This window comes from Shewanella sp. SG44-6, assembly GCF_014164185.1.
Classification (GTDB): Bacteria; Pseudomonadota; Gammaproteobacteria; order Enterobacterales; family Shewanellaceae; genus Shewanella; species Shewanella vesiculosa.
Window position 1 is genome coordinate 1 of record NZ_JACJER010000065.1, and the last position, 13,674, is coordinate 13,674.

Sequence of the window (13,674 nt, forward strand, 5' to 3'; positions counted from 1 at the left end):
TAAAAAAACGCTCATCCATGATGAGCGTTTTTTTATGGCTGAATAGCAAATGATTACTTAGTGAAATTTATCATCTGAGTCATTGTCATCTTCGTATTCATCATCTTCAAATTCATCGTCTTCTTCGTCGCCTTCAACTTCATCACCAACAAAGTAAGTTCCCCAACCGTCATAGTCTACTTTTTGCTTGGCGGCGAGTTGAATTAACTGTTCACAGGCTTTATCCAATAAAGGCACTTCTAGCTTATGCTTAGCGATAGCATCAAAACAGAAAATAATCGAGCCATCTTCAAGCTCCATTTCTTCGGCATCGTTCACTTCAAAACCGAGTTTAAATGCGTCAACAGCGGCTTTTTCTAAACGATCAAAATTGGTCGCAGAAAAATGATGTTCAATAGTATATTCCGCATCAGGCTCTGAACCATCGGCAAGTAAGGCATCAACAATTTCAAGATTTTCAGCAAATTGTTCTTTTAACTGACGCTCAACAGACATGGATTACTCCGTAAATAGGACCTGTAAAAATTTATTCAATTATACCCAAACTGACACAAGTTGCGAGTTTATGAGCGATGTTAGGCGACCGATAACAATATTATTGCGCTTGTAGCATTAATGCTTGTGCTTCTTTATTCAATTCGACCAAACGTGCTGACATTAATTGATGCACTTTAGCATTTAATGCTTTCACATCATTTTTATCTAAACCTGCCGTGGCTACTGGCGCCATCATTTCTACAATCACCACACCGTTGTTCCAACGATTTAGGTTTATATGATTCTGACAAGACGCTAAGACTGGCACTATGGGTGCTTGGGCAGCTATCGCAGTGTGAAAAGCACCCACTTTAAAGGGTAATAATCCACGACCACGAGAACGAGTTCCTTCAGGAAATATCCACACTGACAGGAGTTTATTTTTCATCTTATCGACTGTTTTCGCCATAGTATCAAACGCACTATGACGGTTTTTACGATCAATAAGAATATTGCCCGATAACCAATAAATTTGCCCGAATAACGGCATCCATAGCAAACTTTTTTTACCTAAGCTCACTGTCGCTTTAGGCACCACTGATGTATGGGTAAATAAATCAAAATTATTTTGATGATTAGCTAAGTAAATACAAGGTTGCGGAGTAGCACTCGCAGAGTGAACACGTTTAATGACTTTAATGCCCAATACTGGCGCAACGGAACCAAAAAAACGGGCCACAAAATGTACATTGTCGCGATGCATAGGCCGAAATAGGCAAATGACAACCGAAAATATAAAGGCTAAAAATAATAGCACGGCGAGAATGATTGAACGAGCGATAAGCAGCACAGCATACTCCTGCAATAAAATTGGCGTCAGTATAGCGATGCTAGTCTAGGGACTCAACGTTTTGTTTACATATGTACGCTGAAATACTCTGCCCCTGTGAGCAGGGGCAGAGTAACAAGCTTTCTATGAAAGATTAGCCATTGGGTTAACAAGTTAATTATTAGTGGCTTAACCAGCTAATACTGGCAATCGCAGTTTTAGCAACATTCTAAATAAAAATGCACTTAACGCTAATGTTGCCACTATGGCTGCACCACTGGGTAAGTCATAACTAGCAGACAACAGCAACCCAGCAATATAACCCACAATACCGACCCCATACGCCAAAGCGAGTTTGGGTTTACCATGATATTGGTTTAAGGCCAAAGCCGGCAAAATTAGGGTGCTAAACACTAAATACACTCCCACGAGTTCCACCGACAAAGTAATCACTAAGGCAAATAGAAAGTAAAACCCAGCACCATCTAATATTTGCGGTTTTGCGATAATAATCCCCAGAATACCAGCAGAAACCACTGCCGGTAGTGCTAACTGAGACCAACTCACCCACAATATTTGCCCCGACATTAATTGCTTTAATAACTCAGCACCATGAGGGTCGTTGGCTAATAACAACATTGCCGCCACCGCACTGAGCACATAAAAGCAGCCAATAAATGCCTCGAGCTCACCGACTAACCGCTTTGCCATCCAAGCAATAATGCCTGCACCGCCTAGAGCAAACAACGCAGGCATCCACACATGGGCATAGGGTAAATCCTCTAGCCTATGATCAATGTGCGATACTATCGCCCCTAAGGCTGCAACTTGAGCAATAGCCAAATCAATAAAGATAATGCCACGCTTAAGCACTTGTTGACCTAACAGCACATGGGTTGATAATACCAATAACCCTGCCGCTAACGCAGGCAACAAGATAGACAGTAACTCAACATCAAACATAGTGTTATTTCACCTTATTCAATAGGCTAAGTATGCTGTCGTATAAGCTAATCAGGTCTTTACTCTCTTCGTTGCCACCCACCGATATCGGTAGCACCAATACTGGCAGATTAGCGCGTTCGCCTAACCATTTTGCCCCACGCTCATCTTGGTATGACGCCACAATAATCGCCATTACATCGCCTTTTTCCGCACGAGTAAGCAAAGAGGCTAAATGGCTACTCGTAGGTGCGATACCTGGCTTGGGCTCGAGATCGGCGACTTGCTCAATGCCAATCCATTTGAACAAATAACGAAAGCTTGAATGGTAGGCGATAACCTTCTTACCAGCTAAATCCTTAGCCTGCTGTTGCCATTGCGGTATTTTAGCTTGCCAAGCTTGACTAAAATCGGCCAACGACTGGCGATAAAGACTGGCATTGTCAGGATCGATTTGAGTAAATTTGGTACTCAAGGCCTGTGCAACTATTAACATCCGCTGCGGATCTAGATGCAAATGGGGATTTCCCTTTGCATGAACGTCGCCCATTGAACGATCCACTGAGGCTAACTTATCCAAGGTATCAATATGCTCTGCAGCAAAAAATAAGCCCTTATCCGTCGACCTAACCTGAGGATTAGCCGACTTCATTTGCAGCATAGGCAGCCAACCTATTTCTAAGTCTGCCCCTGCACAAACCACTACATCAGCTTGACGCATCTTCGCAATCAGGCTTGGTCTTGCTTGTACTTGATGTGGATCTTGCATCGCTGTTGTTGCCGAATACACTTTTGCATCGGGTGCTAGCGCTAATGTCAGTGCTGCATATTCAGGTTCACATGCAAACACATTGAGTTCCGCTTGTGCTGTCGCGGTAAACAGCAGTGACATTGAAGCCACTGCTAAAAGCAATTTAGTATTGATGCGCACCGTGAGCTCCTAATGACATGACATATTGTAAAGTAAGGATATTATCATCTTCAAAACCATCGAAATTAGTCCCAGTCTGATGAGTGTATTGCAAGCGCACTGTCGAAAAATGACTACTGTGCCATGCTAAACTGACTTCTGACTCTTTCAATTGTTGTGGATGAAGGTGATCGCCATGGACTTCATAAGTATCCACTTGACCATAACGAATCCCAGCAGACCAACGAGGAGAAAATTGATACACACTACTGACATACCAGCCCTGGTGATAGTCATCACTACTAATATCTTCATGGTCGGCCTCAACAATATGACCAGGTTCCATAGCAAAAATATCAGTTACTCTAAAATATTCACCACTGACAGTTAAATTTTGGTATTTGTAGTTACCATTAGGTGCCCACTTATAAACAACATCAGCAATGTAGGTGTTTTTACCTGTATAAGAAGCACTATGGCTATGTCCAGCATGTTCTTCATCATGCCCCTCTTCTTCCTCATTATGCTCATCTTCGGCATAAGCTTGACCATTTTGATTGCGAAGATAACTTAAGCCTAACTGCCAAGAACTTTCTATACCAATATCACCCCCCATCTTGGTTAACGCACTGTACACCCCAAGGTTATCAAAATCGCGCTCACCATGTGCATCCGCAGCACGTAAACTTTCTCCCTTAAACGCTTCGACACCCAGAGTCCAGTAGAGATCGGTTGGCGCGACATAGTTTAAACGAATACCATCATCAAAATAATGTCCGCCTAAAAATGCACGGTAAGCAGCTGGACGATCAGAAAATGAGTCTGTGTGTAAATGTTGGTTATTTAAATAGCCAATGTCAGATAAAAAACGACCTGCACGAACCGATAAACCATAAGGCATAGCTAATGTTTGAATAAAGGCTTCTTCTAAATTAAGCTCTGTTTCACCGTCATGTGACTCAATAATGGCGGTCACTTTACCGTAAAACATTTCATCAATATTGGCACTCAAGGCCAACTCAGTTTCACCTAAACCAAAACCTTCTGCACGCTCAGCTAATGGTCGGTCACCTGTTTGATAGTAACCATCGAGCACTGCACTTATATTAGGGTTGGTTAAACTAGAATCTTCTGCCATGACAGAATAAGAACTCACAGCACAAGCTAATGCTAAAATTGACACACGGGTGTTTAACGCAGACATAAAATCTCCAAAATACAACAAATATCCGCCTATCGCTGTTCAATATGAACTATCCGATAACGGAAAAATTAATAAATGTATGTGTTGAATTACAGGGATTGTGGTGGCGCGCGACTGTGGTAATAGCGATGAAAAACCGATGAGAAAGGAGGTAGAGTATACTGCTGAAGTTCAAAAGTTTGCTTAGTAACGGCAAACACAAAACTGGAAAACTGCAGGGTTTTATTAAGATGAAGTTGGTGAAAACACAAGGTACAGTGATTTTTTACACCGTCATCGAGATGTCTAACTGAATGGGCTGACGCAGCAACAGACAACACAATCAAAATGGCACTAAGCCAGATTGCGATAGTTTGTTTTATTTTGATGCGGGAACTCACCAGTAAAAATCCATCAGGTTAATAAAAGTGGCCATTAGTGTAAAAGACCACCAATAAAAAGCAACACTTAGATTGTGATAAATCATGGCGACATATTGACAGTAAAATCATAAACTACCGACAAATAACTAAGTCGTTATTTTTAAGATAGTCTTAAGCTATTACCCATAACATAATGCATGAGTAAACATCATCATTACAGGACAAACACCATGGCACTATTTATTCGTGAAAACATTGGCATCATTTTAGTAATAGCCATTGTTGCTGTTGTTGTACTAGGCGGTATTTACTACGTTGAAGCCTCATTAGAAAGCCAAGTGATTGAGGTGAATTAACCTATTTTGCACCAGGTTCTGTACTAGGATCATTTTCAGGGGCTTCGATTAGCTGTAAATGGTCCATAATATGCGATAAACCAACAATGATAACCGCTAATATAATCAATGGCGTGGTGATCGACGCTACATTGTCAAAAAAATAACCGACTACAGCGGCAACTACACCACCATAAAACCCAAACATCTTAGCAATTGATAACAACTTGTTATGCCCAAGCCATGCAGCACAATGAGGGCATTGCACCTCAACCGACAAACCTTTACCACGACTGTCATTGACCTTCGCAATTGAAAAAGATTTATAGCAATGAGCACATTGCAGCGACATGATAATTCCCTCAGTTCAATAATGGCGGCAAGTGTAACAAATAACCCTAAGAATTGCTGTACTTGGCTACTATAGGCGTTTTCCACTATTATAGGCACAACTCAACGCCAAAGGACGACCTTTCATGCTACGGATTTTATTTACGATATTATTCACCTTAGTGGTGTTTATGTCGCCAACAGCTAGCGCAGAACAAGATGCAACAGCACCGATTGTCACCACCAGTCAGTTAACCGACACTCAAAATAAAATCAGCCGATTACAACAAACAATTGATCAAGATACCCGCCTACTGTTTAAGGCAAAAGGTGAATTACGTAACTTTACTGAATATAGGATTAAGAACAAGTCATCTGAATTACGCGATATAATTGCGCAGCTGATCAAAACTCCAGATGAAAACCCGCAATACCTAATCACTTTAGTTCAAAGTCAGCTGGATTTTTTAAACAGTGTCGGAAGTTATTTAGACGATCAAATTATGCTTATGCGTCTTGATATCAAGCAAGGTGATGAAAGTAAGGTTGTCTTAGCTATATCACAACGAGAATTTGAACGAGACCACTATCTCAAGGCACAATTAACCTCGCTGCAATGGGCTAAAACCTTGAATATGGATGTCAGTATTCAACAACAGAAATTAACCGATTTTATGCTCAAACGCGCCGATCATTTCGACAGTTTAGTGCATTACACACAAGATGAATTACAAAAAGCCGTTTCAGAAGCTGAAAGCGCTGGGGCCGATATCACTGCCGAACAAAAAGCAGAGGTGATGGCACTAAAAGAACGTTTAGATCAAAGTAGCTCAAGCCTAGCTGTATCAGCGGGAATGCTCGAAACACTAGGCCAAGATGTCACGGCTTTTCAACAAACCTTGTTTAGCGTGTCAGGTGATATTACCCAAGATGTATTGAACTTCAGTGTCGCGTCTAATCTGCTGCAAGGCTGGCTTAACGTCATCAAGGATCAAACCATTAATAATGGTCCTAGCTTAACCTTCAAAATTTTAGTCTTTGTATTTATTTTATTTTTAGCCAGTTTAGTGGCCAAAATTGTCACCAAAATCATCTCGAAAACAGTAAAAGCATCAAAATTACAATTTAGCCAATTACTGCAAGACTTCTTTATTTCGTTGTCCAGTAAGGTGGTATTTGCATTAGGATTATTAATTGCCTTATCACAGCTCGGGTTTGAGCTTGGGCCTTTGCTCGCTGGTTTTGGTATTGCCGGTGTGATTATTGGTTTTGCATTACAAGACACATTATCAAACTTTGCATCTGGGATGATGATTTTAATCTATCGTCCATTTGATGTCGGTGATCTAATTAATGCAGCCAATGTTACCGGTCGTGTGAGTCACATGAGCTTAGTATCAACAACCATCAAAACCCTCGATAACCAACGCTTGATTGTGCCAAACAATAAAATTTGGGGCGATACCATTAACAATATTACTGCCGAGCATCAGCGCCGCGTAGACATGATTTTTGGTATTAGTTACAGCGACAATGTTGAACATGCTGAAACCATTTTAAAAAGTATTGTTGAGCAACACCCTAAGGTGCAAGAACATCCAGAACCAATTGTAAAACTGCACACATTAGGTGAATCTTCAGTCGACTTTGTTGTCAGGCCCTGGGTTAACCCTGATGATTACTGGGAGGTTTACTGGGATATTACTCGTGCAGTGAAAATACGCTTTGATGCTGAAGGCATTAGTATTCCGTTCCCACAACGCGATGTACATATTTACCAAAAATAACCCAGTGCTTAAGCTAATCAAGCTAAATCAATGGCATGCTATGTCGCCTAATGTAGTCAAACATTGTGTCAAAGTATGCTACAACAATGATTAACTGACCTCATCCATTTAGCGGATGAGGTAAATAGCTAAAAATAACACTGGCTCAGTGATTTTGTTCTGTCTTGCTAAGATTCGTTGGCTTTTGATAGCGAGTTGCTTTTCAGTCAATGCCGATCTAAAAGTGCTTTAATAAGCATTTATTACCCCTAACTAAGGTTAAAATTAACTTATGACCCAATCTACTTTTAGATTTTCTGATTTTATCGCCGGATTTTGGCGTGCTGATGCTTGGAATATGTCGCCACAGCAACTGCTTGGCTTAATTGAGCATTATCTTGATCTTGGCGTCACGACCATGGACCACGCTGATATATATGGTATGTATCAGTGTGAAACCTTATTTGGTGAAGCGTTAGCCCTAAAACCACAGTTACGTCAGCAAATGCAGTTGATCAGTAAGTGTGGCATTAAACCCTTGTTTGATGGCTATGATGGTCGTTATGTTAATCATTACGACACAAGTAAAGCGCATATTATTCAAAGTGTTGAAAATTCACTTACTGAATTAAAAACTGATCACTTAGATGTGTTACTCATCCATCGCCCCGATCCATTAATGAATGCTGACGAAATGGCTGCCGCTTTCGAGCAATTGCATGCCCAAGGTAAAGTCAGCCACTTTGGTGTATCTAACTTTACCACCAGCCAATTTGATTTACTGCAATCACGCCTCAATGTTCCGTTGATCACTAACCAAGTTGAAATATCGCCTTTAGCCATGCAGAGCTTGCATGATGGTGTGCTTGATCAGTGTCAACAACACCGCATCACCCCAATGGCATGGTCTTGTTTGGGCGGTGGAGATCTCCTTTCAGCGAACACGCCCCAAGCACTGAGAATTCGCAATACCCTGCACGATATTGCTCAGCAAGTTGGCGCACAAGACATTAGCCAAGTGATTTATGCTTGGGTTCGTATGCATCCAAGTCGCCCTGCTCCTATTATCGGCAGTGGTAATCTAGAACGTATCACCAGCGCGGTAAATTCAGCTAATATTGAACTTGATCGACAACAATGGTTTAGCATTTGGGAAGCGGCAATGGGCCACTCGGTACCTTAAGTCTGCCATAAAAAAGCTCAGGTATTAACCTGAGCTTTTTTATGTTTGCAATTGACTTACCACTGACGTTTAAGCCACCTCAGCGAGGTCTATCTGCTTATAAATAGGTAACATCACCCTGCAAATGCGGTCGACGACCTTTGACATCACGTATTTGAAAACGTTTACCATTCTCAGTACTTTCAAATGCAAATGTCACTTCAGAGGGCATAAACACCGGTAATTTAAATTCAACATCAACCTGAAATGGTCGATCACCGATATAAGTCATCAACTGAGATAATGCACGCGCTTTAGACCACATGCCATGGGCCAACACTCGCTCAAAACCAAAGCGTTTTGACAATAAAGGATGCAAATGGATCAAGTTATAATCGCCCGAAGCTTTGGCATAACGACGGCCTAAGTCATCGGTTAAACGCCATTGCTGGACATTTTCCCATGTCATCTCAGACGCTTTAGGCGGACGAGCCCGCCGCCCAGCAGACTCAATGCGATATAAGTATGTTGATAACGCTTGCCATACAAGCTCTTCACCAACCAACACTTTTGAAACTAAATCAAACTCAAGTCCAGCATCTGTAGTGCGACTCGCCGAAAGTTCGCACTGCACAGTTAATATTTCATCAGTACGTACAGGACGAAATACACTAATACTATTTTTTAAGTGGATCATTCCAAGCAACGGAAATGTCACGGCTTTATGAGTAAAAATCATCGCATGCAAACGAAATGCCCACACATATAAATACGTTGGAGGTAACACCCTATCATCGTATTCAAAACCACATACAGCGGCATATTGCCGAATTTTCTCTTGCGACAGCACCACATTAGAAGCTTGCACATAAATATTCGGCAGCGGTTGTTGATCCCATCCCGGTTTACGACCAAATAGGATTTTTCGATACAAAGACAACAGCGAAGGCATCGCCTGTAATTCGATAGCGTAGTCGTGACTCACAATGTTGTACCCTAAATAGGCAGCAAAAAGTATGCGCTGCAAAGATGGTTAGTCGATCATTATACCTTAGACTCTTACTGTTGCTAAACCGCTAATTATAAAATGCGTTTAAAGTCGGTTGTCATTGCTGCTTATATTGATTAATCGATAAACTTTTATTTACCCTCTATACACAATCACTGATTTGTCTTTACCTTTTTCAGCCTACAGTGCGACAATTACGTTACTCCATATCGGCTCAATAACGTGATGTAACTTAAATCGTGCAAGATAAAAATTTCGATACTCTTAGTCAAAAGTTTGCGCAAAACATCTATGGCACCACTAAAGGTGAAATCCGTGCTGCAGTATTGTGGCGGGACTTAATCCCAGCATTAACTCGCTTGAATAAACCACGATTGCGCATTTTAGATGCTGGGGGAGGATTTGGTTTTTTGAGCCAAAAACTGGCGGCGTTGGGCCATGATGTGGTGCTATGTGATATTTCTGAACAGATGTTGGCCATAGCCCAACAACAGATTGCCGCCTCAGACACAGAATTATCAATCGAGTTAGTGCATAGCCCTATTCAAGCACTAACCGTGCAGCAGTTTGGTCAGTTTGATGTCATCTTATGCCACGCTGTAGCCGAATGGCTCACTGATGCTGAATCGACTTTGCATGGGTTATTAAGCCTGCTAAAACCGAATGGGTTATTTTCGCTGATGTTTTTTAATAAGGAAGCCTTGCGCTTTCACAGTTTAATTTCAGGCAATTTTGACTATGTTAAGCGTGATTTTAAGGTTAAAAAGAAGGTTGGATTAACCCCCAACCATCCCCTGTATATTGCAGATGTTCGCGCTTGGTTTGCCCAATGGCAACTGTCGATGATCAGTCAATCTGGGGTTAGGGTGATTAATGATTACTTAAAAAATAATCTCCCGCCCAACTTCGATAAACATCAGCTTATTGAAATGGAATTGGCTTATTCACAACGTGAGCCATATTTATCTTTAGGTCGATATGTTCATTTTCTTGGTCAATCAAAGCCAATATAAGCATAAAGTTATACTATTATTGGCCCTTGTGGACGCACAACATCCTCCTTAACACTGCAAAAAGGTACAAGGGGTGACCGTTGCACCTTGCTGTTTAAGTAAGTCAGGAATGGCTTGCTGACCAACAATATGGCCTGCTCCAACCACAATAAACAGCTGTTTATAATTACGCTGTTGTAGCAACTGGATAATTTTTTGCGTCATGGTGTGATTGCGTTGCCACAGTAATTTTTCAAGCAATTCATTGGCATCGCCCGCTTGTGATTCCATAATGGTTGCCAATGCACTGGCATCGCCTTGGCGCCAAGCATAAATTAAATCAAGCATTTCGGCATCACTGACGTTGATCGAATCATCCAGCATTTGCATCTGGGTCGCGGTTGAAAATGATGAAATTAACTCAAATTGAAACTGCATACTTTCAAGTTCAACTAGGGCTTTGTCACTGCGATTGGCCATAAAATAAGCATCGACGCCTTGGTCTGCGCTATAACCTAATTGCGCATAACGGCCCATACTAATTTGTGCTGACTGTAACCAGGGAGCATATGGTGCTAATGCCTGACACAAACTTTGATGACTTTGGCAATATACTTGGCGTGTCGCATTAACGTCTGCGGCAATATCGGCAGACAAAGCACCGTACTGCTGTAATAGCGCTCCCGTATCACCTTGGCTAATATCGGCCTCAACCACGAGTGCATCTGCTTGTTTAAATGCCGACTCAATATGTTGTCCTAATGGGTAAAAATCTTGGCGACCGATATGAATTGAACCCAGTAAATACGCTTGCTGTTGTTGATACTCAATTTTATAAAATACTGGCGAATCCAATGCCGTTGCCGATGTAGAGCCAAAACACAGTAGAAATACCACTAAACTAAAGCTATATCGCTGTAAACGACGATAAATCATCCCTATATTAAAAATAAGCGGACTTTTCCTTGTTGCCAGCATAGCGGCTCCTTATAATTAGCTTTATTATTTACAAATGCACTATGAGGCAATTATGCCGTACACCAATGTTTTTCTACAGATAAAAGAAAACCTGCAAATAGCCTATAGACAAGCGATTGACTCTGATGCTCGCCTTGACGAATTGCGTAAAGCAGGACATGGTAAGTTTGTGGCTATCTTTACTGAAGATCAAGGATTTACGGAAAGTAGCAACCGTTTCTTGCCCTATGTACAAGAATTGGTAGCTGAGTTTGATGCGATGCAGAGTAGTACTCATGTCGCACCTGAAACTCTCGAAGCCTTTGTCAAAAAACTTGCGACTTTACTGCAAACGCTGCAAGTATTTAAACTGTCTAAATAATCTTTATGCTCCTGCGGAATCTTCATGCAGGAGCAACCTTAGTTGATATGACCTTTACATGTTGCGGCGACAATCATTGATAAAACCCAATGGCGACAATCAAGCGTAACCAGCGTCACTGGCACATTTGGTTATCAACAACGATTCATCAAGTCACTACAGATAAAACAGACAACCCATGCGCTAAATCAACCTTATCGATATAATCCTAAGTACTGTCGCCAAGGGCTATAGTTTAGGTGCGACACTCTTTTGTAACCAATCAGTAAATAAAGTTGTTTCGTACTGAAATGGTCGGTCATTAAAGCGATGTGAGTTAGACATAAAACTCATATCTGTGATTTTCTCATCACCAACAATAATCACCTTGTCACCTTCTTTAATCGTGTAACTAAAGGTGGCTCTGGGTGGGTATAAATCTTTTACAACACGTAAATCACCCGGCGTGGCACCAAATGTTGGTCGCATGTCTCCCGCTAGATCAAAGTTAGTCACTGTCATTTGCAGTGTCTGTCCTGGCTTGAGGGTTTTTTCGGCTTCTTTATTGATGTTCTTGGTTAAAGTGTCAAATAAACGGTTTTCAAATCGTGACTGAAGCTCGTTAGAAGTTCTGATATCACTGAAATCTTTTGGATTTTGCCATTCAATTTTTACCAGCCCAACTTCAGTAACAGGATTAGGTGGTGGCGCATCTTCAGCCATAACAATTTGGGATACTAATACCGAAGCTAGCATTATATATTTTACATTCATAATAGACCTCCTGGGACTTAGGCGCTTGTGATAACACAGGTTTCAACGGCTGCTTCAGATAACGCTATTCAGCTTCTGTTAAAGCAACTTTGACCATATTTGCACGCCGATACTTATCATCAAATCAAATGTTAGCCATTAAGCTATCATCACTATAAATTGACTATAGTCCTCATAAGCTGAACCAAAGCTTAACAACGCCTAAGATCAAGCGGTCCACTAAAATGGAAAACGCGCACTCAATAAAGGATAGGTTTGACGCATAATTTTTGGCTTAGTGCTAAATTTTTTCCCTTCTGGAGTACTGTGTCCTGAAGGTAAGAATGGCAGCTCTAAGCCAGTGCGGTCTTCGTAGACTTGTCCTGCAATCAAATCATAATCTTCAACAAACGGGTAAGCATAATCGTCCACTAACGGCCAATGTTCTAATTCCCCTAAGCTATCTGGATTGGCGATAATCTTGTTGTACCATTGCTGACCTAACGACAATAAAAAACACCTAAACTCAGTAAAAGCATCATCAGAATCGCAACCTGTCACTATGTATGCTGCTCCCCAAATCGACCAGGAATAACTGCGACGTAATTGTTGGCCTAATATTTTATCGAATGCCTTGAGTGCTTCATCGTCCAAGCTTTCTAATTGCTGGCGTAAACTCAGGGTGAGATCTGCAGAAGACTGCTCAGGTTTATCGCGGGTCACTAGCGCCCAAAAATGTGTTTCTGTCATCAAAATATACCCATCTCTCTGTTTTGTGCGATATTCTACCTCAAATTCTCCAGTACTATGATCAATATGAACCAAAATTCAGCCCAACGAATGCCCGTTAGAGTGATGATCCTTATCTCACTGTATGTTGTACTCACTCTTGTTGCTATTTGGCGCGCGATCACCTTTGAAGCCTTTGACTTATTAACTCTGGGAGTGATACCGGTTTTTATTGGTTTACTAATACGTGCGCCATGGACAAAAGTACTGCTACTCAGCTATGTCGCCTTACAAAGCCTAGGGTTAGTTGCAATGACAACAACGGCGTTGATTGCCTATCAAATCACCCCTGAAGACGTCAAACTGGTATTTCGAGGCTATAATATTCCATTAATTCCGCTATGGTTATTACTGTTAAGTGTGGTGGTGTTTCAATGGTGGGTTGGTCTGTCGAACGCGACCAGAGACTATCTTGCTCAAAAATAAACACCAAGTGCTATAGGCCTAGCTTAACTATCATCTCTAGCATTTTTTTAGTGTACAATTTACTCACACA

At 41.3% G+C, this 13,674-nt stretch carries 17 protein-coding genes; 6 read left to right on the plus strand and 11 right to left on the minus strand.

Translation table 11 applies throughout. The features are described 5' to 3' along the window. Positions 1 to 57: 57 nt before the first annotated feature. The 6 genes from rraB to H5185_RS12820 all read right to left on the minus strand — a co-directional run bounded on the left by rraB (position 58) and on the right by H5185_RS12820 (position 4,742). Positions 58 to 495, minus strand: coding sequence for a ribonuclease E inhibitor RraB (rraB, locus tag H5185_RS12795; protein WP_124015121.1), 438 nt, complete (start codon positions 493 to 495; stop codon positions 58 to 60). A gap of 100 nt (positions 496 to 595) precedes the next feature. Further along, positions 596 to 1,327, minus strand: coding sequence for a 1-acylglycerol-3-phosphate O-acyltransferase (locus H5185_RS12800; RefSeq protein WP_124015122.1), 732 nt, complete (start codon positions 1,325 to 1,327; stop codon positions 596 to 598). A 168-nt stretch (positions 1,328 to 1,495) separates the two neighbouring features. After that, a complete protein-coding gene (locus H5185_RS12805; protein WP_124015123.1) occupies positions 1,496 to 2,269 on the minus strand; it encodes a metal ABC transporter permease in 774 nt (257 codons plus the stop codon). A 4-nt stretch (positions 2,270 to 2,273) separates the two neighbouring features. Further along, on the minus strand, positions 2,274 to 3,179 hold the full coding sequence (locus H5185_RS12810; RefSeq protein WP_182696750.1) for a metal ABC transporter solute-binding protein, Zn/Mn family: 906 nt from the start codon (positions 3,177 to 3,179) through the stop codon (positions 2,274 to 2,276). Continuing rightward, positions 3,163 to 4,362, minus strand: a complete 1,200-nt coding sequence (locus tag H5185_RS12815) for a hypothetical protein (RefSeq protein WP_124015124.1) — start codon at positions 4,360 to 4,362, stop codon at positions 3,163 to 3,165. The genes H5185_RS12810 and H5185_RS12815 overlap by 17 nt, the downstream gene beginning before the upstream one ends. A gap of 89 nt (positions 4,363 to 4,451) precedes the next feature. Beyond that, positions 4,452 to 4,742 (minus strand): ABC-type zinc uptake system zinc chaperone, encoded by a 291-nt coding sequence (locus H5185_RS12820; protein ID WP_124015125.1) that lies wholly within the window; start codon positions 4,740 to 4,742, stop codon positions 4,452 to 4,454. A gap of 212 nt (positions 4,743 to 4,954) precedes the next feature. Here H5185_RS12820 and H5185_RS23000 point away from each other — a divergent pair, with 212 nt between their 5' ends. Beyond that, positions 4,955 to 5,080, plus strand: a complete 126-nt coding sequence (locus H5185_RS23000) for a hypothetical protein (protein ID WP_259395238.1) — start codon at positions 4,955 to 4,957, stop codon at positions 5,078 to 5,080. A gap of 1 nt (position 5,081) precedes the next feature. Here H5185_RS23000 and H5185_RS12825 read toward each other — a convergent pair whose 3' ends face one another. Beyond that, positions 5,082 to 5,411, minus strand: a complete 330-nt coding sequence (locus H5185_RS12825; protein WP_182696753.1) for a hypothetical protein — start codon at positions 5,409 to 5,411, stop codon at positions 5,082 to 5,084. Between the two features lie 124 nt (positions 5,412 to 5,535). Between H5185_RS12825 and H5185_RS12830 the strand changes: the two genes are divergently transcribed. Beyond that, on the plus strand, positions 5,536 to 7,176 hold the full coding sequence (locus tag H5185_RS12830) for a mechanosensitive ion channel family protein (RefSeq protein ID WP_182742303.1): 1,641 nt from the start codon (positions 5,536 to 5,538) through the stop codon (positions 7,174 to 7,176). Between the two features lie 271 nt (positions 7,177 to 7,447). After that, positions 7,448 to 8,338 carry an aldo/keto reductase family oxidoreductase gene (locus tag H5185_RS12835; protein WP_182742304.1) on the plus strand — a complete coding sequence of 297 codons (891 nt, stop codon included), beginning with the start codon at positions 7,448 to 7,450 and terminating at the stop codon, positions 8,336 to 8,338. A gap of 97 nt (positions 8,339 to 8,435) precedes the next feature. On the opposite strand, the gene H5185_RS12840 is transcribed toward H5185_RS12835, so the two are convergent. After that, positions 8,436 to 9,269 (minus strand): MaoC/PaaZ C-terminal domain-containing protein, encoded by an 834-nt coding sequence (locus H5185_RS12840; RefSeq protein WP_182742309.1) that lies wholly within the window; start codon positions 9,267 to 9,269, stop codon positions 8,436 to 8,438. 296 nt (positions 9,270 to 9,565) lie between these two features. Between H5185_RS12840 and H5185_RS12845 the strand changes: the two genes are divergently transcribed. Continuing rightward, positions 9,566 to 10,339, plus strand: a complete 774-nt coding sequence (locus H5185_RS12845) for a methyltransferase domain-containing protein (protein WP_182742305.1) — start codon at positions 9,566 to 9,568, stop codon at positions 10,337 to 10,339. A 48-nt stretch (positions 10,340 to 10,387) separates the two neighbouring features. Here H5185_RS12845 and H5185_RS12850 read toward each other — a convergent pair whose 3' ends face one another. Next, positions 10,388 to 11,296: a TraB/GumN family protein gene (locus H5185_RS12850; RefSeq protein WP_182742306.1), complete on the minus strand. Its 909-nt coding sequence runs from the start codon at positions 11,294 to 11,296 to the stop codon at positions 10,388 to 10,390. Between the two features lie 52 nt (positions 11,297 to 11,348). Here H5185_RS12850 and H5185_RS12855 point away from each other — a divergent pair, with 52 nt between their 5' ends. Further along, entirely contained in the window at positions 11,349 to 11,657 is a 309-nt protein-coding gene (locus H5185_RS12855) for a prephenate dehydrogenase (protein WP_182696758.1), read from the plus strand. Between the two features lie 228 nt (positions 11,658 to 11,885). Here H5185_RS12855 and H5185_RS12860 read toward each other — a convergent pair whose 3' ends face one another. Together H5185_RS12860 and H5185_RS12865 are read right to left on the minus strand one after the other, a co-directional pair. Further along, a complete protein-coding gene (locus H5185_RS12860) occupies positions 11,886 to 12,410 on the minus strand; it encodes a DUF3016 domain-containing protein (protein WP_124015131.1) in 525 nt (174 codons plus the stop codon). 219 nt (positions 12,411 to 12,629) lie between these two features. Next, the gene (locus tag H5185_RS12865; RefSeq protein ID WP_124015132.1) at positions 12,630 to 13,139 is read right to left on the minus strand and encodes a DUF4240 domain-containing protein; all 510 of its coding nucleotides are present in this window, start codon (positions 13,137 to 13,139) and stop codon (positions 12,630 to 12,632) included. Between the two features lie 66 nt (positions 13,140 to 13,205). Here H5185_RS12865 and H5185_RS12870 point away from each other — a divergent pair, with 66 nt between their 5' ends. After that, positions 13,206 to 13,604, plus strand: coding sequence for a hypothetical protein (locus tag H5185_RS12870; RefSeq protein ID WP_235781736.1), 399 nt, complete (start codon positions 13,206 to 13,208; stop codon positions 13,602 to 13,604). Positions 13,605 to 13,674 lie beyond the last annotated feature (70 nt).

Coding starts and splice junctions, on each gene's coding strand:
- H5185_RS12860 (WP_124015131.1), bottom strand. CDS start 12,410: ATGAATGTAAAATATATAATGCTAGCTTCGGTATTAGTATCCCAAATT.
- H5185_RS12815 (WP_124015124.1), bottom strand. CDS start 4,362: ATGTCTGCGTTAAACACCCGTGTGTCAATTTTAGCATTAGCTTGTGCT.
- H5185_RS12825 (WP_182696753.1), bottom strand. CDS start 5,411: ATGTCGCTGCAATGTGCTCATTGCTATAAATCTTTTTCAATTGCGAAG.
- H5185_RS12870 (WP_235781736.1), top strand. CDS start 13,206: ATGAACCAAAATTCAGCCCAACGAATGCCCGTTAGAGTGATGATCCTT.
- H5185_RS12830 (WP_182742303.1), top strand. CDS start 5,536: ATGCTACGGATTTTATTTACGATATTATTCACCTTAGTGGTGTTTATG.
- rraB (WP_124015121.1), bottom strand. CDS start 495: ATGTCTGTTGAGCGTCAGTTAAAAGAACAATTTGCTGAAAATCTTGAA.
- H5185_RS12805 (WP_124015123.1), bottom strand. CDS start 2,269: ATGTTTGATGTTGAGTTACTGTCTATCTTGTTGCCTGCGTTAGCGGCA.
- H5185_RS12850 (WP_182742306.1), bottom strand. CDS start 11,296: ATGCTGGCAACAAGGAAAAGTCCGCTTATTTTTAATATAGGGATGATT.
- H5185_RS12835 (WP_182742304.1), top strand. CDS start 7,448: ATGACCCAATCTACTTTTAGATTTTCTGATTTTATCGCCGGATTTTGG.
- H5185_RS12840 (WP_182742309.1), bottom strand. CDS start 9,269: ATGCCTTCGCTGTTGTCTTTGTATCGAAAAATCCTATTTGGTCGTAAA.
- H5185_RS12865 (WP_124015132.1), bottom strand. CDS start 13,139: ATGACAGAAACACATTTTTGGGCGCTAGTGACCCGCGATAAACCTGAG.
- H5185_RS23000 (WP_259395238.1), top strand. CDS start 4,955: ATGGCACTATTTATTCGTGAAAACATTGGCATCATTTTAGTAATAGCC.
- H5185_RS12855 (WP_182696758.1), top strand. CDS start 11,349: ATGCCGTACACCAATGTTTTTCTACAGATAAAAGAAAACCTGCAAATA.